General features: G+C 72.4%; 18 protein-coding genes. 11 read left to right on the forward strand and 7 right to left on the reverse strand.

The genetic code is table 11. The features are described 5' to 3' along the window. The first annotated feature begins 18 nt into the window (after positions 1-18). Complete coding sequence (locus CR165_RS13775) at positions 19-210, forward strand: hypothetical protein (protein WP_109517570.1); 192 nt, start codon at positions 19-21, stop codon at positions 208-210. Positions 211-258: 48 nt separating this feature from the next. Here the strand turns inward: CR165_RS13775 and CR165_RS13780 are convergent, their stop codons facing one another. Then, the gene (locus tag CR165_RS13780) at positions 259-1617 is read right to left on the reverse strand and encodes a serine hydrolase domain-containing protein (RefSeq protein WP_109517571.1); all 1359 of its coding nucleotides are present in this window, start codon (positions 1615-1617) and stop codon (positions 259-261) included. Between the two features lie 130 nt (positions 1618-1747). Then, on the reverse strand, positions 1748-2647 hold the full coding sequence (locus CR165_RS13785; RefSeq protein WP_109517572.1) for a polysaccharide deacetylase family protein: 900 nt from the start codon (positions 2645-2647) through the stop codon (positions 1748-1750). Positions 2648-2734: 87 nt separating this feature from the next. Here CR165_RS13785 and CR165_RS13790 point away from each other — a divergent pair, with 87 nt between their 5' ends. Genes CR165_RS13790 through CR165_RS13820 form a run of 7 tightly spaced genes read left to right on the forward strand, consistent with a single transcriptional unit; the run spans position 2735 to position 9269 of the window. After that, positions 2735-4027: a Zn-dependent hydrolase gene (locus tag CR165_RS13790; protein ID WP_109517573.1), complete on the forward strand. Its 1293-nt coding sequence runs from the start codon at positions 2735-2737 to the stop codon at positions 4025-4027. A gap of 41 nt (positions 4028-4068) precedes the next feature. Continuing rightward, positions 4069-5196, forward strand: coding sequence for an ABC transporter ATP-binding protein (locus CR165_RS13795; protein ID WP_109517611.1), 1128 nt, complete (start codon positions 4069-4071; stop codon positions 5194-5196). Next, positions 5193-6221: an extracellular solute-binding protein gene (locus CR165_RS13800; RefSeq protein ID WP_109517574.1), complete on the forward strand. Its 1029-nt coding sequence runs from the start codon at positions 5193-5195 to the stop codon at positions 6219-6221. Before CR165_RS13795 ends, CR165_RS13800 begins: the two co-directional genes overlap by 4 nt. Continuing rightward, on the forward strand, positions 6218-7048 hold the full coding sequence (locus tag CR165_RS13805) for an ABC transporter permease (protein ID WP_109517575.1): 831 nt from the start codon (positions 6218-6220) through the stop codon (positions 7046-7048). Before CR165_RS13800 ends, CR165_RS13805 begins: the two co-directional genes overlap by 4 nt. Then, positions 7041-7859: an ABC transporter permease gene (locus tag CR165_RS13810; protein WP_109517576.1), complete on the forward strand. Its 819-nt coding sequence runs from the start codon at positions 7041-7043 to the stop codon at positions 7857-7859. The genes CR165_RS13805 and CR165_RS13810 overlap by 8 nt, the downstream gene beginning before the upstream one ends. Continuing rightward, positions 7856-8332 carry an ureidoglycolate lyase gene (locus tag CR165_RS13815; protein WP_146201905.1) on the forward strand — a complete coding sequence of 159 codons (477 nt, stop codon included), beginning with the start codon at positions 7856-7858 and terminating at the stop codon, positions 8330-8332. Before CR165_RS13810 ends, CR165_RS13815 begins: the two co-directional genes overlap by 4 nt. Positions 8333-8345: 13 nt before the next feature. Then, positions 8346-9269, forward strand: a complete 924-nt coding sequence (locus CR165_RS13820; RefSeq protein WP_109517578.1) for an allantoinase PuuE — start codon at positions 8346-8348, stop codon at positions 9267-9269. Between the two features lie 59 nt (positions 9270-9328). On the opposite strand, the gene CR165_RS13825 is transcribed toward CR165_RS13820, so the two are convergent. Further along, a complete protein-coding gene (locus CR165_RS13825) occupies positions 9329-10492 on the reverse strand; it encodes a M20 aminoacylase family protein (RefSeq protein ID WP_109517579.1) in 1164 nt (387 codons plus the stop codon). Between the two features lie 70 nt (positions 10493-10562). Beyond that, on the reverse strand, positions 10563-12146 hold the full coding sequence (locus CR165_RS13830) for an ABC transporter substrate-binding protein (RefSeq protein ID WP_109517580.1): 1584 nt from the start codon (positions 12144-12146) through the stop codon (positions 10563-10565). A 141-nt stretch (positions 12147-12287) separates the two neighbouring features. On the opposite strand from CR165_RS13830, the gene CR165_RS13835 reads away from it, so the two are divergent. Then, positions 12288-12905: a flavin reductase family protein gene (locus CR165_RS13835; protein ID WP_109517581.1), complete on the forward strand. Its 618-nt coding sequence runs from the start codon at positions 12288-12290 to the stop codon at positions 12903-12905. A gap of 40 nt (positions 12906-12945) precedes the next feature. On the opposite strand, the gene CR165_RS13840 is transcribed toward CR165_RS13835, so the two are convergent. Further along, complete coding sequence (locus tag CR165_RS13840; RefSeq protein ID WP_109517582.1) at positions 12946-14610, reverse strand: alpha-glucosidase; 1665 nt, start codon at positions 14608-14610, stop codon at positions 12946-12948. Between the two features lie 521 nt (positions 14611-15131). Here CR165_RS13840 and CR165_RS13845 point away from each other — a divergent pair. Next, positions 15132-16199, forward strand: coding sequence for a histidine kinase dimerization/phosphoacceptor domain -containing protein (locus CR165_RS13845; RefSeq protein WP_181378159.1), 1068 nt, complete (start codon positions 15132-15134; stop codon positions 16197-16199). On the opposite strand, the gene CR165_RS13850 is transcribed toward CR165_RS13845, so the two are convergent. Both CR165_RS13850 and CR165_RS13855 read right to left on the reverse strand, forming a co-directional pair. Beyond that, the gene (locus tag CR165_RS13850; RefSeq protein ID WP_109517584.1) at positions 16168-17142 is read right to left on the reverse strand and encodes a glycosyltransferase family 2 protein; all 975 of its coding nucleotides are present in this window, start codon (positions 17140-17142) and stop codon (positions 16168-16170) included. The genes CR165_RS13845 and CR165_RS13850 overlap by 32 nt on opposite strands. 5 nt (positions 17143-17147) lie before the next feature. Beyond that, positions 17148-18908 (reverse strand): glycosyltransferase family 2 protein, encoded by a 1761-nt coding sequence (locus CR165_RS13855; protein ID WP_181378160.1) that lies wholly within the window; start codon positions 18906-18908, stop codon positions 17148-17150. 509 nt (positions 18909-19417) lie between these two features. Between CR165_RS13855 and CR165_RS13860 the strand changes: the two genes are divergently transcribed. After that, on the forward strand, positions 19418-21598 hold the full coding sequence (locus tag CR165_RS13860; RefSeq protein ID WP_245906409.1) for an amylo-alpha-1,6-glucosidase: 2181 nt from the start codon (positions 19418-19420) through the stop codon (positions 21596-21598). Positions 21599-21651 lie beyond the last annotated feature (53 nt).

Consider the following 21651-nt stretch of genomic DNA (forward strand, 5'->3'; position numbering starts at 1 on the left):
AACCAGGAAAGACGTGTCGTGCCGCCAAATCCTCAGAAAGCGGCGGTCCAGGACCCCGAGGCCGAAGCCAGGCTGGAGCAGGAGATTGCCTCCCTGGCGAAGCGGCACCGGGTCTCGCCCGCCATCATCCGCGAGATCATCCGCCGCTCGGGCTCCAGCGAGAAATCCTCGATCGAGCGCGAGCTGCAGAAGAGCAAGGCCCGCCGCTGAGCCGGGCCCCCGCCCGGCATCGCTGCCGGGGCGGGATGCCGCGCCTGCTCAGGCGCGGCGGCTCTCCACCATGGCGCCATAGACGAGGTTCTTGAACAGCATGCGGGTCTGCCCGCGCGCGCTCGGGCCTTGCGCCATCAGGATGCCGACCAGCCCCTCCGCCCGGTCGATGGTGAAGGAGGTGCCCCAGGCACCGGCCCACATCGCGTCGCCCCTGCTGCCGGGCGCCACGCCGAGCCCGTCCTGCAACCGCACCGCAAAGCCCAGCCCGAAGCCGTAGCCCGGCCCGGTGGAGGCGGTGGGCGATCCGCCCATGCCCTGGATGTGGTTGGAGAGCATATAGTTCACCACCGGCGCCGCCAGGTAGCGCCTCCCCTCGAAATGCCCGCCATTGGCGATCATCTGCGCGAAGCGGAAGTAGTCCGCCGCGGTGGAGACCAGCCCGGCGCCGCCCTTCAGGTAGGAACGCCCCGCATCGTCCTCCAGGATGCGGTAGGCGCGCCACATCGGCTCGGTCTGCGGGTCGGTAGTGGGGGATTCCGCCAGCCGCGCCCGCTTGCCGGGCTCGACGAACCAGGCCGTGTCGCGCATGCCGAGGGGGCCGATGAGCCGCTCCTGCAGCAGCCGGTCCAGCCGCTGCCCGGCCACGCGCTCGATCAGCAGCCCCAGCACGTCGGTGGAGATGGAGTAGAAGAACATCGTGCCCGGCTGGAAGGCGAGCGGGATGCCGCCCAGCCGGCGCAGCATCTCGTCGCCGGTGATGGCCTCGCGCCCGGCCTCGATGTTCTGCTCCCGGTAGGCGTCGCGGATGCGCTCCGAGGGCACGGCGTTGGAATAGGCGAAGCCGGAGGTGTGGCGCAGCAGGTCCTGCACCGTGACCGGCCGCTCCAGCGCCACCTCCTCGGGCGGCTGGCCGTCGCGGCTGCGCTCCACCTTCAGGTTGGCCAGTTCCGGCATCCAGCGAGTGATGGGGTCGCCGAGCTTCATCCTCCCCTCTTCCACCAGCATCATCGCCGCCGCCGAGGTCATCGGCTTGGTCATCGATGCCTGGAGGAAGATGGCGTCGCGCGGCATCGGCTTCGTCCGCGCCGCATCCTGGTGGCCATAGGCCTCGTGGTGGATGATCTCGCCCTCGCGCGCCACCAGCGCCACGCAGCCGGCGAAGGAGCCGCGCTCCGCCTCGTCGGCGAAGGCCCGCTCCATGCGCGCCAGCCGCTCCCGCGAGAAGCCGCGGATCAGGTCCGGCCCGCCGGGCGGGCGGGGGCGCATCGGGCCGCGATGCGGGTGCGGCGGGGTGCCGGATGGCTGCGTGGACGGTTGCGCCAGGGCCGGGCCTGCCAGCCCGGCGGCAAGGCCCGTCATGCCCACGGCGAAGGCCGCGCGGCGCGAAGTGGTGAACTGGTTCATGCGTTTCCTGCCCTTGGCATCTTGGGCCTCCTGACGGGGCCGGGGGCAGGCTAACGCGGCTTCAGCCGGAACGAAATCCGCCGGGCGGCATTCCGCCGGGCCGCCATCCTTTTCTTGATCGGCCTGCCGCTCAGCCTCCGGGCAGCACGGCCACGGCGAAGGCGCGGGCAATCTCGGCGCGCCGGGCGAGCCAGAGGCGGTCCCGCAGCGCGGCCAGTTGTTCCAGCACGCCCTCGAAGGCGCGGAAGCGGCCGGGGCGGCCGGCGATGCGCAGGTGGTAGCCGATGTTCAGCAGGCGCGGCCGGCCACGTTCCGCCTCGGCCAGCAGCACGTCCAGCGCGTCCGACACATACTCCACCATCTCGCCGGCGCGGACGAAGCCGTTGGGGTGGAAGAACTTCATGTCGTTGGTATCCAGCGCGTAGGGCACCACCACCAGGCCGGGATGCGCCGGGTCGCGGTAGGGCAGGTCGTCGTCGAAGGCGTTGGAGGTGTAGGTGAAGCCCTGCTCCTCCAGCAGGCCGCGCGTCCAGCGGCTCTCCGCGCCCCGGCAGAAGAAGCCCTCCGGCCGCTGCCCCGTGGCGGCGCCGATGGTCTCGGCGCAGCGGGCGAGGTCGGCGGCCTCGGCCTCGCGGCTGGTGTAGTCGGCATGCGGGCGCCACAGCCAGCCATGCACGGCGGCCTCGTGCCCCGCCGCCGCCACGGCGCCGGCCAAAGCGGGGGCGCGCTGCACGGCGCGGCCGCACATCAGGAAGGTGGCGGGGATGGCATGGCGGTCCAGCGCCTCCAGCATCCGCCACAGACCCGCGCGGGTGCCGTAGGCGAAGATCTGCTCCTGCCCCATGTCCCGCACCCCGGGGGGCACGACGCTCATCACCTCGCCCATCCGCTCCGATTGCGGGTCGCCGTCGCCCACCTGCTGCTCGGCCCCCTCCTCCAGGTTCACCACCACCGAGACCGCCAGCCGCGCGCCATTGGGCCAGCGCAGATCGGGCCATTCGCCGCCATAGCCGATGAGGTCGCGCGTCATGCCGGATTCCTTCCCTCCGAGAGTCTGCCGCGCCCCTGGCAAGCGCGGGGCCAGCCCCTTGGCATGCCGCCTGCTGGGAGGCCGGGCATGACCGCCTCCTCCCTCCCTGCCCTGGCGCCGGAGCTGCGGCCGGCGCTGGACCTGGCCGCCTCCCTGTTCGACCGGCTACGCGCCGCCTCGCGCGACGAGCCGGGCGTCACCCGCGCCTCCTACGGCGCCGGCGAGCGCGCGGCGCATGCCCTGCTGGCCGATGCCGCCCGCGCCGCCGGGCTGCGCGTGGCGGTGGACGCCATCGGCACGCTGCGCATGACCCTGCCGGGGCGGGACCCCGCCCTGCCCGCCGTGGTGATCGGTTCGCATCTCGACAGCGTGCCGCATGGCGGCAATTTCGATGGCGCCGCGGGCGTGGTGATGGGGCTGGCGGCCGCTGCCCACCGGGCGCGCAGAGGGCTGAAATCTGCCCGTGATCTGCTCATCCTTGGCATCCGTGCCGAGGAAATGTGCTGGTTCCCGGCGCACTACCTCGGCAGCCGCGCCCTGTTCGGCCTGCTGCCGCCCGAAGCGCCGGACACGCTCCGCCGCGGCGATACCGGCAGCACCCTGGCCGAGCACATGGCCGCCGAGGGCTTCGACCCCGCCCCGATCCGCGCCGGACGCGCCCTGCTCGATCCACGGCGCGTTGCCTGCTTCATCGAGCCGCATATCGAGCAGGGGCCGGCGCTGGTGGCGCAGGGGCTGCCGGCCGCCATCGTCACCGGCATCCGCGGCAGCCGGCGCTACCCGGCGGTGACGGTGACGGGCGAGCACGCCCATGCCGGCGCCGTGCCGCGCGCCCAGCGTCGCGACGCGGCGCTGGCGGGCGTGGCACTGATCGCGGCGCTCGACCGCCGCTGGGCGGAGCTGGAGGCCTCGGGCGCCGACCTGGTCTGCACCGCCGGCGTTCTCTCCACCGACCCTTCGGTGCACGCCACCACCAAGATCCCCGGCCATTTCCGCTTCAGCCTCGACATCCGCAGCGAGGATGCCGCGCTGCTCGGCGCCGTGGACGCCTGGCTGCGGAGCGAGGCGGCGGCGCTGGAGGCGGAGCGCGGCGTGCGGTTCGACTTCGGCGCCGGCACCCATGCCGCGCCCGCGCGGATGGATGCGGGCCTCCAGGCCGCGCTGCGCCTCGCGGGCGAGCGCGCCGGCATTCCGCTCGGCCGCATGGCCTCCGGCGCCGGGCATGACTGCGCCACCTTCGCCGGGCTCGGCATCCCCTCGGCCATGCTGTTCCTGCGCAACGACCATGGCAGCCACAACCCGCGCGAGGCGATGGACATGGCCGATTTCGGCGCCGGCCTCGCCGTGCTGACGGGCGCGCTGGAGGAGTGGCTCGGCTGAGGCCGTGCCGCATGGCACGCCCCTTGCAGAATTCGGCGCACATGCTCGACCGAACGGACACCCCCGCCGCCCTCGCCCCCGCCGCGCCCGCCGGCCACCGCCTGGACATGGACGGCATCCGCGTCCGCTACGGACAGGCCACCGCCGTCGATGGCGTCACTCTCTCCGTCGAGCCTGGGGAGATCCTGGCGCTGCTCGGCCCCTCCGGCTGCGGCAAGACGACGCTGCTGCGCACCGTCGCCGGCTTCATCCGCCCGGAGGCGGGGCGCGTGCTGGTCGATGGCGCGCCGATCGGCCACCTGCCGCCGGGCAAGCGGGGGGTGGGCATCGTCTTCCAGTCCTACGCCCTGTTCCCGCACATGAGCGCGGCCGAGAACGTGGCTTACGGGCTGGAGGCGCGCGGCCGGCCGAAGGCGGAGGTCATCCGCCGCGTCGAGGCCGCGCTGGCCGCCGTGCGCATGGAGGGCTTCGCCGCGCGCCGCCCGCGCGCCCTCTCGGGCGGGCAGCAGCAGCGGGTGGCGCTGGCCCGCGCGCTCGCCATCGAGCCCGCCATCCTGCTGCTGGACGAACCCTTCGCCGCACTCGACCGCGCGTTGCGGCTGGATCTGCAGCTGGAGATCAAGCGCATCCAGCGCCGCTTCGGCGTCACCGCCGTGCTGGTCACGCACGACCAGGACGAGGCGATGAGCATGGCCGACCGCATGGCGGTGATGCGCGGCGGCCGGGTGGAGCAGGTAGACGCGCCCGCCACGGTCTATGACAGCCCGGCCACGCCCTTCGTCGCCGGCTTCGTCGGCACCAGCAACAGGCTGCATGGCCGCGTCGAGGCGCGCGAGGGGGCCGATTACCGCGTGCGGCTCGATGTCGGCGCCTCTGTGATCCTTGCCAGCCCGCGCGGCTTCGCGGTGGGGGAGCGGGTGCTGCTCTGCGCCCGCCCCGAGCACCTGGCGCTGCGCGATGCCACGGCGGAGACGCCGGAGAGCTGGCCCGCCCGGCTGCGCATCTCCCTGCCGCTCGGCCCGGCCCTGGTGCACGACGTCGAGGCCGGCGCCACGGAGCTCAAGCTGCACGAGGCGCGGCACGGCCAGCCCCCCGCGCCGGGGCCGGTGCGCGTCGCCCTGCTGCCCACCGCCCGACCCGCCCTCTTCCCCGCCGGAGACGACGCATGACCACCCTTTCCCGCCGCACCCTGATGGGCGCCGCCCTCGGCACGCTCGGCGCCGCTGGCCTGCCCTTCCGCGCCGCACAGGCCGCCGGCAGCATGACCGCCGCCGTCTATCCCGGCGGCTGGGACGAGGCGCTGCGCGCCGTGCTCGCCCCCGCGCTGAAGCAGGCGCATGGCGTGGACGTGGCCTTCGAGCCCCTCTTCGCCGTGGACCAGATCGCCAAGGCCCGCGCCGCGCGCGGCGTGGCGCCGTTCGACGTGTTCGTGCTCGACCCCGGGCCGCGCGTCAGCGGCATGGACCTGAAGCTGTTCGAGCCCTTCGACCCCGCGCGCCTCTCCAACCGCGCCAGGCTGCCCGCCGGCTATTCGGACGAGGTGGGCGCAGGTGTGGCCGCGCAGGTGGTGGGCATCGCCTACAACCCGAAGAAGGTGGCCAGGCCCGCCGGCTGGCGCGACCTGTTCAAGCCGGAATTCGCGAAGCATCTGGGCCTCACCGGCTTCGGCACCACCTTCGGCACCATCTCGCTGATCGAGATGGCGAAGTCCGTCGGCGGTTCCGAGGCGGACATGGAGCCGCTCTTCACCGAACTGAGGAAAATCCTCTCGCTGGTGCCGGCCGTGGCCCAGCCGGCGGCGATGCCCGGCCTGTTCCAGCAGGGGCAGATCGACATCATGTACACCAACACCTACACGGTGACGCTGCTGAAATCCCGTGGCGTGGACATCGAGTTCGCCGTGCCGGAGACGGGCGCCGCGGCCTTCGGCACCACCATGCACATCGCCAAGGGCAGCCGGAACATCGACGCCGCCTACCAGTATATCGACACCATGATCAGCACGCCGGTGCAGGCTGCGCTGGCGGCGCCCCCCTACTCCTTCGTGCCGGTCAACACCGAGGTGAAGCCCGGCGCCGACGTGCCGATGAAGTCGATCGACGACCTCAGGAGCTTCGTCACGCATGACTGGACGAAGATCAACCCGCAGCGCCCGCGCTGGATCGACCGCTTCAACCGCGAGATGGCGAAGTGACCGAACAGGGCGCGTGGCGGCTCGCGCTGCCACTCGCCCTGGCGCAGGCGGCGTTCTTCCTGGCGCCGCTGCTGCTGCTGGCGGCGACCTCCTTCGCGACCGACGAGAACCTCGGCAGCCTCAGCCTGGCCGCCTGGGCCGATGTGCTGGGCGATGCCTTCCACCTCCAGGCCGTGCTGAACACGCTGCGCCTCGGCGCCGTCACGGTGCTGGCGACGCTGCTGCTGGCCGTGCCGCTGGCGCTGCTGCACCTGGTGGCGGGGCCGGGGCTGCGGCGCCTGATCCTGCTCGCCGCCATCCTGCCGCTGCTGACCTCCGTGGTGGTGCGCACCTTCGCCTGGATCGTCATCCTGGGGCGGGAGGGTGTCATCAACAGCGCGCTGCTCTCGACCGGGGCCATCGCCGCGCCCATCCCCCTGCTGCAGACTGAGCACGGCCTCGTCCTGGCGCTGACGCAAATAGAAATGCCGCTGATGCTGCTGCCGCTGATCGCGGCGCTCAGGCGGATCGACCCCGCCCTGCTCGACGCCTCCTCGGCGCTCGGCGCCTCGCTGGCGCGGACGCTGCGGAAGGTGGTGCTGCCCATGGCGCTGCCGGGGCTGCTGGCAGGCTGCACGCTGGTCTTCGCCAGCGCCTCCACCGCCTTCATCTCGCAATCCGTCATCGGCGGCGGGCGGCTGGCCTATCTGCCCATGCTGGTCTGGCAGCAGGCCATGGTGGTGTTCAACTGGCCGCTGGCCGCGGCGCTGGCACTCACCCTGATGGGCTCGGTGCTCACCGTCGCCGCCGCGCTCTCCATGCTCGGCCGGAGGGCCGCCCATGCATAGGCTCGCCCCCGCCGACCGGCCGCTGGCGTTGCTGATCCTGGCGCTGGCCGTCATCGCCCTGCTGGTGCTGGTGGGGCCGGTGCTGATCGTGCTGCTCACCTCCTTCACCACCTCCCAGGCGCTGCGCTTCCCGCCGCCGGGGCTGACGCTGCGCTGGTACGCCGAGCTGTTCGACCCGGTGCGCTCGGCGCAGATCCACAAGGCGGCGGGCAACTCGCTGCTGGTGGCCTTCTGCACGGCGGTGCTTTCCACGGCGATGGCCACCGGCGCGGCGCTGGCCATCGCCCGCTCCCGCGCCGGCTGGGCGCGGCTGGCCGAGGGCGCCTTCCTGGCGCCGCTGGTGCTGCCCGGCATCGCCTTCGGCCTCGCCGCGCTGATGTTCTTCTCCTGGCTGCGGCAGCCGCCCTCCTTCGCGCTGCTGGTGATGGGGCATGCCATGATCGCCGCGCCCTTCGCGCTGCGCACCGTGGGCGCCTCCGCCGCCGGGCTCGACCCCGCCCTGCTGGAGAGCAGCGCCAGCCTCGGCGCCTCGCCCTGGCGCACCTTCCGCCGCGTCGTGCTGCCGCTGATCATGCCGGGCGTCGCCTCGGGCGGCTTCCTCGCCTTCATCTCCTCGCTCGACAACGTGCCCGTCTCCCTCTTCCTCTCCTCGGCGGAGACGGACATGCTGCCCATCCGACTCTGGGGCATGATGGAGACCTCGCTGGATGTCCGCGTCGCCGCCGCCTCGGGCGTGCTGGTGGCGGTGGCCTTCCTCCTGTTGCTGCTGATGGACCGTGCCGTGGGGCTGGTCCGAAGGATGGCCGGATGACGATGCTGACCCCCCGCCCGCTCACGCCGGAGGCCTTCGCGCCGTTCGGCGAGGTGCTGGAGGTGCCGGCGGAAGCCGGGCGCCTCTACTACGAGCGCGCCCTCGCCACCTCCCGCCCCGGCGCCTGGCCGAGCCTCTCCCTCTCGATGAAGGAGCCGCATGACGGCGGGCCGCTCCGCGTGCACCAGATGGAGCGGCACGCATTCTCCTCGCAGAGCTTCATCCCGCTCGGGCCCGTGCGCTGGCTGGTGATCGTGGCGCCGCACGCGGCGGAGGGCGGGCCGGACATGGCGCACGCCGAGGCCTTCATCGCCAGCCACGGCCAGGGCGTCACCTATGGCGCCGATGTCTGGCACCACCCGCTGACCGTGCTCGACGCCCCCGGCCGCTTCGCCGTGGTGATGTGGCGCGACGGCACGGCGGCGGACGAGGAATTCGTCTCCGTCACCCCGTTCGATCTGGCCCTGGGCTGAGAGGAAGGCAGCAATGACCTACGAGGTGAAGCGCGACTTCATCGGCTACGGCGCCAACCCGCCCGATCCGCGCTGGCCGGGCGGGGCGCGCGTGGCCGTCAACTTCGTCATGAACTACGAGGAAGGCTCCGAGCCTTCCATCCAGGATGGCGAGGGCTATTCCGAATGGGGGCTGACCGAGGCGATGGGCCTCGGCCAGGGCGTGAAGGGGCGCGACCTCGCCGCCGAGGGCATGTTCGAGTACGGCTCCCGCGTCGGCTTCTGGCGGCTGATGCGCCTCTTCCAGGAGCGCGACCTGCCGATGACGGTGTTCGGCTGCGCCCTCGCCCTGGAGCGCAACCCGGAAGCCGCCGCCGCCATCCGCGAGAGCGGCTTCGACGTCTGCTGCCATGGCTGGCGCTGGGTGAAGCACTTCGAACTCACCGAGGCCGAGGAGCGCGAGCATATCCGTCTGGCGGTGGAATCGCTGCAGCGCACCGTCGGCAACCGGCCGCTCGGCTGGTACTGCCGCTACGGGCCCAGTGTGAACACCCGCCGCCTCGTCGCCGAGGAGGGCGGCTTCCTCTACGACAGCGACAGCTACGCCGACGAACTGCCCTGGTGGGTGACGGTGGAGGGGAAGCCGCATCTCGTCGTGCCCTATTCCCTCACCAACAATGACGGGAAATACGCGGGCTCGGTCGGCACCTCTGACCAATGGTTCTCCTTCGTGCGCGACGCCTTCGACATGCTCTACGAGGAAGGCGCCCGCACGCCGAAGATGATGTCCATCGGGCTGCACATGCGGCTGATCGGGCACCCGGCGCGCGCCGCCGGGCTGGCGCGGCTGCTCGACCATATCCAGAAGCGCGAAGGGGCCTGGGTGACGCGGCGCATCGACATCGCGCGGCACTGGATGCAGGAGCATCCCTATGTTGGGAAGGGTCTCAACGAGTAGGGAAAGGCCGGGGGAGAATGAATTCTCCCCCGGACCCCCACTTCTTTTTTCTGGCCGTTTCAGGCGGGCTTCAGGACGCGCTCCACCACCTGGGCGTAGAGGGCGGCGCCGAAGGGCGTGGCCTCGTCGTTGAAGTTGTAGTGCGGGTTGTGCGCGGCAGCGCCAGGGCCGTTGCCGACATGGATGTAGGCGCCGGGCACCTTCTCCAGCATGAAGCTGAAATCCTCCGAGCCCATCACCGGCGCGCGGTCGCGGCGCACGGCCTCCTCGCCCACGAGGTCGGCGGCGGCGTCGGCGATCTCCGTGGTGCGCTCGGCCTGGTTCACCAGCGGCGCGAAGATCAGGCGGAAATCCACCTCCGCCGTGGCGCCGAAGCCGGCCGCCACGCCCTCCGCCATGCGGCGCATCGCCTCCTCGATCTGCCCGGCGACCTCCTTGCTGAAGAAGCGCGCCGTGCCCGAGAGCACCGCCGTCTGCGGGATGACGTTGTAGGCGTCGCCGCCCGTCACCTTGGTCACGCTCACCACCGCCGTCTCCCGCGGGGAGAGGTTGCGCGAGACGATGGATTGCAGCCCCGTGGCGATGTGGCAGGCCGTCAGCACCGGGTCGATGCTCGCCTCCGGCCGCGCGCCATGCGAGCCCTTGCCGTGCACCGTGATGTCGAAGAAGGCGCCGCCCGCCATGAACGGCCCGGCGCCGATGGCGTAGCGCCCCACATCCAGCCCCGTGGCGTTGTGCATGCCGTAGAGCGCATCGCAGGGGAAGCGCTCCAGCAGCCCGTCCTCCAGCATGGCCAGCGCGCCGCCGCAGCCTTCCTCGCCGGGCTGGAAGATCAGGTGCACCGTGCCGTCGAAATTGCGGGTCTCGGCGAGGTAGCGCGCGGCGCCGAGCAGCATGGTGGTGTGGCCGTCATGCCCGCAGGCATGCATCTTGCCGGGCACGGTGGAGGCGTAGGGAAGACCGGTCAGCTCGGCCATCGGCAGCGCGTCCATGTCGGCGCGCAGCCCGATGGCGCGGTTGCCGCGGCCCGCCCGCAGCACCCCCACCACGCCGGTGCCGCCGATGCCGCGATGCACCTCGTCCACTCCCCATTCCTCCAGCCTGCGCGCCACGATCTCGGCGGTGCGGTGCTCCTCCATGCCGAGCTCGGGGTGGGCGTGCAGGTCCTGGCGGATGGCGGTCAACTCGCCGTGGTAGCGGCGGATATGGTCGAGGGCAGGCATCAGGCGGAAACTCCGGTATGGGCAGGCAGGTACCGGCCGGTGCGCGGCGCGCGCCCGGCCGGCGGGCGCGTCAGGCGCGGCGGATGTCCCAGAAGACGAACAGGCCGTTCGGCACATCCGTCACGCTGCGGCGATAGGCGGTCTTGTAGAGATACTGGCCGGTGGGGACGTAGGGCACCTCCTGGACCGCCACCTTCTGGATCTCGGCGCAGATGCGCTGCTGCGCCGCCACGTCCGGCGCGTCCAGCCAGGCCTCGCGCAGCTCGTCGAGGCGCGGGATGGTGGGCCAGCCGAAGAAGGCGCGCTCGCCATTGGCGCGCAGTACCTGCTGCACCACCGGGTTGATCATGTCGAGCCCGGCCCAGGTGGTGTTGAACATGTTCCACCCCCCCTGCTCCGGCGGCGCCTTGCTGGCGCGGCGCTGCACCAGCGTGCCCCAGTCGGAGACGGCCGGCTCCACGTTCATGCCCAGCCGCCGCAGCGTGTCGAGGCAGACCTCGCCGATGGCGGCCAGCACCGCCTGGTCGGTCGGGATCATCAGGATGACGCGCTCGCCCTTGTAGCCGGCCTCGGCCAGCGCCTTCTTCAGCGTCTCCATGTCGCGCCGCTTCGTCAGCGGCTCCAGCCCGGCATCGCTCGCCATCGGCGTCCCGGGCGTGAAGAAGCCGATGCCGGTGCGGCGCAGGGCCGGGTCGGTGCCGGCGGCGGCGATCATGCAGTCCTCCTGCGACATCGCCTCCATCACCACGCGGCGCACCGCCGGCTTGTCGAAGGGCGGGTGCAGGTGGTTGAAGATGCCGGTGCCCATGGTGCCGAGCGGCGTGGCCAGCTGGGTGGCGATGTTGCGATTGCGCTCCAGGATCGGCAGCAGGTCGTTGGTCGGGTTCTCCCACCAGTCCACTTCGCCATTGGTCAGCGCCGAGGTGGCGGTGCCGGGGTCGGGCATCACGTGCCACTCCACCCGGTCGAAATGCACCCGCTTGGGGCCGGCGGCCCAGGATGAGGCGCCGCCCTCGCGCGGGCGGTAGCCGCCGAACTTCTCGTACACCACCCGGGCTCCGACGACGCGCTCATCCGCCTTCCAGCGGAACGGGCCGGAGCCGACGATCTCGGTGATCGGCCGCGTGGCCTCCGTGGCCGCGATGCGCTCCGGCATGACGAACAGCGCCGAGGGGCCGACCTTGGCCAGCGTCTCCAGCATGGCGCCATAGGGGCGCTTGAGGCGGATGACGAAGCTGCGGTCGTCGGGCGCGCTCATCTCGTCGAGCCGGGCCATCAGCGCCTGGCCGAGCGAATCCCGCTGTGCCCAGCGGCGGATCGAGGCGACGCAGTCCCGCCCCCGCACCGGCTCGCCATCGTGGAAGACCAGGCCCTCGCGCAGGCGGAAGGTCCAGCGGCGGCCGTCATCCTCGACCGTGTGCCCCTCGACCATCTGCGGCTGCGGCCGCAGCTCGGCATCCAGGCCGTAGAGCTGGTCCCAGATCATCAGCCCGTGGGTGCGGGTGATGTAGGCCGTGGTCATCACCGGGTCGATGATGGTCAGGTCGGATTGCGGCACGTATTTCAGCACCCGCGCCGAGGCCGGCTGCGCCAGGGAGGGGCGGGACAGGAAAGGGGCGGCTGCGGCGGCCGTCAGCAGGGTGCGGCGATGCATGGGGAGGACGCTCCGCATGGGGGTGAAGCCGGGCTGGCGGGCCTCTGCGGGCCCTTTCACGCGGCCAGCAAACACCGCCCGCGCGCCGGCGGCAAGGCGGCACTCTCGACAGCGCCCATCCCGCCGGGCTTGATGCGCCGCATGACCCAAGACACCTATTTCTATGACCCCCGCCAGGGCCACGGCCTGCCGCACGACCCCTTCAAGGCGATCCTCGCCCCGCGCCCGATCGGCTGGATCACCAGCCTCGACGGCCAGGGCCGGGTGAACCTGGCGCCCTACAGCTTCTTCGCCGGGCTCAACACCAGCCCGCCCATGGTCGGCTACTCGGTCGAGGGGCGGAAGGACAGCATGCGCAACGTCGAGGAGACGGGCGAGTTCGTCTGCAACCTGGTCTCCCGTGATCTGGCCGAGGCGATGAACGAGACCTGCGCCCCGCTCGCGCCCGGCGAGAACGAGATGCTCCGCGCCGGGCTGGAGGCCGCGCCCTCCACCCTGGTGAAGCCGCCGCGCGTGGCGCGCTCCCCGGCCGCCTTTGAGTGCCGGCTGACCCAGGTGGTGGAGATGAAGGACGTGACGGGGCGCGGCCTGAACACCTGGCTGATGATCGGCCAGGTGATCGGCGTGCACATCCGGCACGAGTTCCTGAAGGAGGGCCGGTTCGACACGGTGGCCGCGCGGCCCGTGGCGCGCTGCGGCTACCGCGGCGACTACACCGAGGTGACGGGCCTGTTCGAGATGATCCGCCCCACCGCGTGAGGCTGCACCGGGCCGGGAAGATCCCCCGGCCCGGCCCTCCTCAGGCCGTCAGCGCCGCCGCGAAGCGGGGCTGCTCCACCGCCTCCAGCGCCGCGAACAGCACGCCATAGGGCGGCAATGTGGCGGCGTCGCCCTCCCGGCACGCGCCCTGGCCGGTGAAGTCCGGCAGCAGCCGGGCGGTGCCGAGCCGCGCGTCCTGGAAGGATTGCGGCGTGTTGGAGAGGTTCAGCACGACCAGGATGTGCTGCCCGCCATACTCCCGCACCATGCCCACCAGCGGCGCGCCGAGGTCGAGCGGCCGCAGCCCGCCGCGCGCCAGCGCCGGGTAGGCCCGCCGCATGCCGAGCGCGCGGCGCCACACCTGCAGCAGGCTGTCATCGTCCAGCTCCTGCCGGTCCACCGCCAGGGGGTGGTGGGCCTCCGGCACCGGCAGCCAGGGCTCGGCGCTGCTGAAGCCGGCATGCGGCGCCCCGGCCTGCCAGGGCATCGGCGTGCGGCTGCCGTCGCGGCCGCGGAATTCCGGCCAGTAGGTCAGGCCGAACGGGTCGCGGATCTGCTCGAAGCTCAGCACCGCCTCCGGCAGGCCCAGCTCCTCGCCCTGGTAGAGGCAGAGGCTGCCGCGCAGCGAGACCATCAACGCCGCCAGCAGCCGGGCGAAGCGCGGGTCGGGCGGCGCATCGCGCCCCGCCGGGTTCCAGCGGGTGACGGCCCGCTCCGCGTCGTGGTTGGAGAAGGACCAGCAGGGCCAGCCCTCCGCCTCCCGCCCCGCCTCGGCCAGCAGGTCGCGCACCGTGGCGTGGTCGAAGCCGCCGCGCAGCGGCCGCAGGGTGTAGGCCATGTGCAGCAGGTCCTGCCCGGCGCTGTAGCGGCGGACCCGGTCGAAGGCACCGTCCTGGCTCGACACCTCGCCCAGCGTGGCGGTGCCCGGATACCGGTCGGTCAGCGCGCGGATGCGGCGCAGGATGCCGAACAGCCCCGGCTGGATCATGTCGTGCCGGTGTTCCTGCAGGGCGAACAGCTTGGCCGGCACCTGCCCGTCGGCGGCGGGGCGGGGCGGGTTGCTGCGCAGCGCCGGGTCATGCGCCAGGAAGTCGATCGCATCGAGGCGGAAGCCGTCGACGCCCCGCTTGAGCCAGAACTCGCCCACCGCCAGCACGGCCTCCAGCGCCGCCGGGTTGTGCAGGTTCAGGCTGGGCTGGCTGGAGAGGAAATGGTGCAGGTAGTACTGCCGCCGGCGCGGCTCCCAGGTCCAGGCGGCGCCGCCGAAGACGCTGAGCCAGTTGTTGGGCGGCGTGCCGTCGGGGCTCGGATCGGCCCAGACATACCACTCCGCCTCCGGCGCCTGGCGGCTGGCGCGGCTGCGCTGGAACCAGGGGTGCTGGTCCGAGGTGTGGCCGCCCACCAGGTCGACCAGCACCTTCAGCCCGGCGGCATGGGCGGCGCGCAGCAGCCGGTCGAAATCCTCCAGCGTGCCGAATTGCGGATCGACGGCCAGGTGGTCCGACACGTCATAGCCGAAATCCCGCCCGGGCGAGGCGTAGAAGGGGCAGATCCAGATGGCATCGACCCCGAGGCCGGCGATGTGGTCGAGCCTGGCCTCGATGCCGCGCAGGTCACCGATGCCGTCTCCGTTGCTGTCCGCGAAGCTACGTGGGTAGACTTGGTAGAGTACGGCGCCGCGCCACCATTCCGCTCCCGCAACCATCGCACCATCTCCCTGATTATTCCGCTCTAGGCTTGGGCCGCCGGTGGGGCCAAGGCGATGGTCGCGATTTCGTGATGTCAACTCAATGACAAAAACCTGCTCTTCGTGGCTTTAGGAAGGGGCGTGGGATTTTCGGCACAGTGGAAGCGGCTTATGCAACCATAAGTGTATTTTGCACGCCGCAATGATCGTGACCGAAATCCGGAGCAAGGCGCTCCTCGGAAGAGAGTTCAGGGGTAAACCATCGAAAATTATCGATTCTCCTTCCGAGCCCTTTGTTGAGGCACCCCGCCCACCCTAAAAATCAACAATTGCGTATTTTTGGGACGACCTCCAATCTGCCGTGCCTACATGCCTGCGACCCGCTAGGGTTGTGGGGCTCGGCGAACTTCATGAGGCTCAGCATGACAAAGGAGCGGGAGGCGGCGCGGGACCATCGCATGGATCATTCCTCCCTTGCCCCGGACTGCAGCAGGGCGACCTCAGGCGCCCTGCTGCAGTCCGGGGGTGCCTGGCCTGACATGGCCGCGCTGGACCGCATGCTGGGGCTGGCCCTGGATGGCGCCGGCGCCGACGCGGCCATGCTGTTTCTGTCCGAGGCGCCGGGTGCACGCTCCAGGCATTGCCGGGCCACCTCCGGCCTCGCGGCCGCCGAGCTCGATGCGGTGCTGAAGATGCTGCAGGGGCGGCCGCTGCCGGTCGTGCTGCCGGTCCATGGCGGGGGAAGCGGCGCAGGGGCGGCCGGCCGTGCCGGCGGCACCTGCGCCGCCGTGGCGGTGCGCGAGCCGGATGGCGCGCAGCGCGGCATCCTGGCCGTTCTGAGCTCCAAGGGGCACCAGCAGGCGCCGGGCGTGGGGGAGCTGCACCGCCTCCAGGCGGTGGCCGACCTGCTGGGCAGCGAGCTGGCCCTGCGGCGCGAGCTGGCCGAGACGCGGCAGGTGGCGGAGGCGCTGAAGGCCCGCTTCGAACGGTCGCAGCAGGATCAGGAGGGGCTGGTGCGGGCGATCGACCACCGCATCCGCAACGGCCTGCAGATGGTGAACGATATGCTGTCCCTCCAGGCCCTTTCGCTGGGGGACACGGCGGCGGCGGCCCGGCTGGACGCCGCCGCCGGCCGGGTGCAGGCCGTGGCCGAGGCGCATGCCCATCTTCAGCGCCGCCCGGCGACAGGCCAGGTTTCCGTCCGCGAATACGTGGCGCTGCTGCTGCGCCGCCTGCAGGAGTGCAGGCCGGAGCCGGGGCGCACCCTGACGCTGCAGCCGGCGCCGGACCTGGCGATCAGCGCGCTGGATGCCCCGCGCATCGGCATCATCGCCTGGGAGTTGCTCGCCAACGCGCTGCGGCATGGCCGCGGCCATGTGGAGATTGCGCTTCAGCCCCTGCCGGAGGCCAGCCAGCTGCGCATCATCGTGCGCGATGAAGGGCCGGGACCGGATGCCGCCACGGTCGCGGCGGCCAGCAGGCGCGGCAGCCAGGGATCGGGGCTGGGGCTGATCCGGCTGATCGCGGGCGGCAACGCCGCGAATGTCGACCCCGGCCCGCCCCCCGGAGTCGCCATCACCGTGAGCCTGCGCCGCCCGGCGGGCTGATTCCCGGCAGGCTGGCCGGGGCCGCCATGCCGGGCGGCATCAGCAGCCAGACGCGCAGCACCGCATCTTCCGCGGCTCCCTGCCTGTAGAGGCCGGCCCGGCGCAGCCGGCGCAGCCGCTCCCGCCGCGGCAGGGTGAGCAGCGGCGCCACCAGGGCCAGGGTCTCCCGGGCCTCGGCGGTGAGCAGCGGGGCGGCCGGCCGCAGGCGCTCCAGATGTCCGCTGAACACCGCCAGGAACCGCTCCGGCCCGCGCGTGAACGCCGCCAGGCCACGCCGCAGCAGGGATGGCTGGGTCCCCACCGCATTCGCGCCGTGCTGGCGGTAGAGCAGGCCCGGCTCGGGATCGAACCGCATCGCTCCGCCCGCACCGCTGACCAGCAGGTAGCACCACCAGTCATGCATCGTGCCGGGCGGCGGCGGCGGCGCCGCCAGCACCAGCCGGCGCGCGGCATCGTTCAGCACCAGGGTGCAGCCCGTCACCACATTCTGCACCAGCGCGTTGCGGAAGCCGAGCGGACGGCGCGGCAGCGGCGAGAGGCCGGTCGGCCGCAGCGCTGCATCCACAAGCTGCTGACGGCTGCAGTAGAGCGCCGGCCGTGCTTCCGGCATCTCGGCGAGCGCCGCCTGGGCCCGCGCCAGCTTGCCCGGCAGCCAGACGTCGTCCTGGTCGCAGAAGGCATAGTGGCCGCCCTCCGGCGCCGCGGCGAGCAGGCGCATGAAGCTGCCCATGGCGCCGGCACGCCCTGGCAGCGTCACCGCCTCGGCGGCGCGGCCGGTGCGGCGGGCGAATGCCTCCAGCAGCGCCGGCGTGCCATCGGTGGAGCCATCGTCGCGCCACAGCAGGCTCCATGCCGCCTCCCGCTGCGACACCAGGCTGTCGAGCTGCTCCGGCAGGTAGCGCGCGCCATTGTAGGTGGCGAGCAGGACATGCAGGGGTGGCATCCGCTTCAGCCGGCGCTGACCGCGAGGCGCGGCCTGGGGAGAATGGGTGGCTCTCCCTCCGCCAGCGGCAGCAGCGGACTGAAGAAGGCTTCCTCCCCCAGCCGCCGCCCCCAGCGCGTGCGCAGCCAGGACAGGGCCTCGGCCTGCCCGGTGCGGTCCACCCGCCTGTCCTCCCCTTCTTGCCGGAGGCGCGCGAACGGCGTCCACAGCACCCGCAGCCCGGCGGCGCGCAGCTTGAGGCAGAGATCCAGGTCCGACCAGCAGGGCAGCGGCGCAAGGCCGCCGACGGCCTCGAAGCTGGCCTTGCGCACCGCCAGGCAGGCGCCGCTGACGGCCGAGACATCGCGCGGGAGCCGCAGATGGCCGGCATAGCCGGACTCGTTCTCCACCGCCCGGCCGAGCGCGGGCCAGCTCCTGGCGGGCGTCACGCCGTCGAGCACATAGCCCGCGTGGCGGATCCGCCGCCCCGGCCCCAGCAGCATGGCGCCGACGGCGCCGATCTCCGGGCGCAGCGCCTGGGCCACGAGCTCGCGCAGCCAGCCCTCGCCGGCTGGCGCGACCCCCGGCTCCAGCAGCACCAGCACCTCGCCCCGCGCCTGTGCGGCCGCGGCGTTGAGCAACGCCGCCCGCCCCGCTCCGGCCTGGCCCGGCAGCAACCGCAACCGCGCATCCGCAACGGCCGGCGCCGTGCCGCCCGGCCAGGTCAGCAGCAGCTCCGCCGGGGCATACCCGGCCATCTCCAGCAGCGAAAGGAAGTCCTCCGGCGCGGCCGGGGCGGCGGGCAGTGCCAGGACCAGGCTGGCCATCGGGTGCGGCTGGGGCATGACGTGGCGCACGCGCGACCAGCCGGGCAGGTCGCCTTGCGGGGTGACGCTGGCGCCGGGGAGGCCACTCTGCTCCAGGTGCTCGACCACCGCCCGGCGCCCTGCGGCCGCGCAGCGATCCAGCGCCCCCTCCGAGAAGGAGGCCGCCTCCGCGCCCTGCCGCCAGTGGTAGAGGATGGCCGGGATGTGGCGCACCCGCTCCACCCCCGCCGCCGCCACGGTCCGCAGCGCGAGGTCCCAGTCCTGGCTGCCCTCCAGCCCCTCCCGCAGCCCGCCCAGCCGGAGGAGCAGCTCCCGCCGGTAGACGCCGAGATGGCTGACCAGGTTCTGCCCCAGCAGCAGCTCCGGATTCCAGCCGGGCTTGAAATAGGGGCCATAGCGCCGGCCCTGCCCGTCCACCTTGTCCTCGTCCGAGAAGAACAGGTCGGCCTCCGGGCAGGCGCGGATGTGCTGCGCCACCACGAACAGCGCCTGGGGCGGCAACAGGTCGTCATGGTCCATCAAAGCCACGAACTCGCCGCGCGCCAGTTCCAGGGCGGAGTTGCTGGCGGCGCTGATATGGCCGTTGCGGCTCCGGCGCACGGTGCGGATGCGCGGGTCCGACGCCGCCGCCTCGGCGAGCACCGCCTGCACATGGGGCGCGGGCGAGGCGTCGTCGGCGATGCACATCTCCCAGTGCGGGTAGGCCTGCGCCCGCACGGAGGCGATGGCGGCCCGCAGGAAGGGCTCCGGCGTGTTGTAGACCGGCATCACCACCGAGATCAGCGGCGGGTCCGGCATGGCCTGGGCGGCGCTGGCCATGGCCGCCAGGGCTTCCGGGCACGGCGTGTCGTGCTCGGCCACCCAGCGCTGGTAGGCGGCGGGCGAAGGGCCCCAGCAGCGCCCGCCCATGCGCGTCATCAGCTGCGCCATGCCCGGCAGATAGGGCGCGGTATCCAGCATCAGGCGCCGGAGTGGGTTGAGGATACGCGGATGACGCCGCAGCCAGCTCCGCAGCCGGCCGGCGATCTCCGCGGAAGGGCGGCCTGGAACCAGCGGCAGAACCGGCCCCGAACCCGTGTCTTGTCGTGTTTGCACCATGCGATCGGCCGGTTATGGCAAGCGCCCCCGAGCGACGCAAATCATCTGCGCGACAGCGGAGGCCAGGAGCAGGACCGCGTTTCTCCGGATATCCTGACATATTACGAAATATTTCGCTTTTTTTTGGGCGTTAACCCGATATTTTTCAGGTCGCCGGCTGCTGGCCTCTCCGCCGCGCCCCTGCCGACCCGCCAGCCCGTTGCATCCTCCGGAAATCAGGTGGACGTGGCCCGTCGCCGTCTGGCGGCCACTTGACCAAGTGGTGACGGGTCCCAACGCATAAACAAGGCAACCGAGGCTGGAGGATCACCCCTGATGTTCGCCCGCACCCCGCCCCGTCGCCTTGCGGCCGGCACCTGATGGACCGCCCCATGGACATCTCCGCTCCCGGCGCACCCCATCCGGATGACGATGGCTTCCCCGTCGCGGCCACGGCCTCGTTGCAGGAAGGGCGCTCCACCACCCTGAAGCATGGCGACACCTTTGCCCTTTTCGACCATGCGGGCGACCTCGGCGGCGGCCCGGAAGGCCTCTACCACGACGACACGCGCCACCTGTCGCACCTCTCGCTGTGGCTGAACGGCGCACGGCCCCTGCTGCTGAGCGCCGCCGTGCAGGACGACAACGCCGCCCTCACCTGCGACCTGACGAACCCCGACCTGCCCGCCGGCGGCGGGCTGGAGGCGGTGCCGAACGATCTCCTGCACCTGCGCCGCAGCCGTTTCCTCTGGAAGGGGGCCTGCCACGAGCGCCTGTCGCTGCGGAATTTCGACGACCGTCCGCACCGCCTGCGGCTGGAGCTCCGCTTCGCCGCCGATTTCGCCGACCTGTTCGAGGCACGCGGCGCCCGGCGCGAGCGCCGTGGCACACTGCACGCGCCCCTGCAGGAGCGGGACCACGTCACCCTCTCCTACACCGGGCTGGATGCCCAGCGGCGCCAGACCGTGCTGCGCTTCGATCCCGCACCCACCCGCCTGGAGGCGCAGCGGGCCATCTACGAGCTCACCCTGCCGCCGCGCACCCGGCAGGCGGTGTTCATCGAAATCGGCTGCAACCGCGAACCGGCGCCCTGCACGGCGCGGCAGGCCTTCGGCCTGGCCCTGCGCGAGGCGCGGCGGGCGCAGCGGCGCGACGCCACGCTGCGGGCCGGCCTCGACAGCAGCAACGACATCTTCAACGAGACGATGCGCCGCGCCGCGGCCGATCTCAGCATGCTGGTGACCGAGACGCCGGAGGGCCCCTACCCCTATGCCGGCATCCCCTGGTACAGCACCGCCTTCGGGCGGGACGCGCTGATCGCCGCCTGGCACACCCTCTGGTACAGCCCCGCCCTGGCCTGCGGCGTGCTCCGCTTCCTGGCCGCCCATCAGGCGACGGAGGAAGACCCGGCCACCGACGCCGAGCCCGGCAAGATCCTGCATGAGACGCGGCAGGGCGAGATGGCGCTGCTCGGCGAGGTGCCGTTCCGCCGCTACTACGGCAGCGCCGACGCCACCCCGCTCTTCGTCATGCTGGCCGGCGCCTATCTCGACCGAACCGGCGACCTGGCCACGCTGCGCGTCCTGCGACCGAACATCGAGGCGGCGCTGGGCTGGATCGACCGGCACGGCGACACGGACGGGGACGGCTTCGTCGAATACAGCCGCAAGCGGCCGGACGGGCTGCTGAACCAGGGCTGGAAGGACAGCCACGACGCCATCTTCCACGCCGATGGCCGGCTGGCGGAGGGACCGATCGCGCTGGTGGAGCTGCAGGCCTATGTCTATGGCGCCTGGCGCGCCGCCGCCCGCATCTTCCGCCGCCTGGGCGACCCGCTCGCCGCCGAGGCACTGGACCGCCGCGCCGACGCGCTGCGCCTGGCCTTCGACGCCCGCTTCTGGGACGAGGAACTGGGCACCTACATCCTGGCGCTGGACGGGCGGAAGCAGCCCTGCCGGGTGCGCAGCTCCAATGCCGGGCACGCGCTGTTCGCCGGCATCGCCCTGCCGGAGCGCGCGGCGCGGGTGGCGCACACACTGCTGGAGCCGGATTCCTTCTCCGGCTGGGGCATCCGCACCATCGCCGCCGGCCAGTCGCGCTACAACCCGATGAGCTACCACAACGGTTCCGTCTGGCCGCACGACAACGCGCTGGTGGCCGAGGGGCTGGCCCGCTACGGCTTCCGGCGGCAGGCTGCGAAGGTGTTCTCCGCCCTGTTCGACGCCGCCACCTATGTGGAGCTGCGCCGCCTGCCGGAGCTGTTCTGCGGCTTCCCGCGCCGCCGCGGCCAGGGGCCGACGCTCTATCCGGTGGCCTGCGCGCCGCAGGCCTGGGCGGCCACGGCACCCTTCGCCCTGCTGGGTGCCTGCCTGGGGCTCGGCTTCGATGCCGAGGAACACTGCATCCGCTTCGACCAGCCGGTGCTGCCGCGCTTCCTGGAAAGGCTGACCCTGCGCAGCCTCCGCCTGGGAGAAGGCCATCTGGACATCGCCTTCCACCGCGCGGGGGAGGAGGTGGGGATGCAGGTGCTGCACCGCTCCGGCGGGCTGCAGGCCGTGCTGCGCAGCGGCTGAAGCCAGGCCGCGCGGGCCGGGCCGGCCTCGTCGAGCGGGGCCGGCCGTTGCCG

Source organism: Teichococcus aestuarii, assembly GCF_003116135.1.
Lineage (GTDB): Bacteria > Pseudomonadota > Alphaproteobacteria > Acetobacterales > Acetobacteraceae > Pseudoroseomonas > Pseudoroseomonas aestuarii.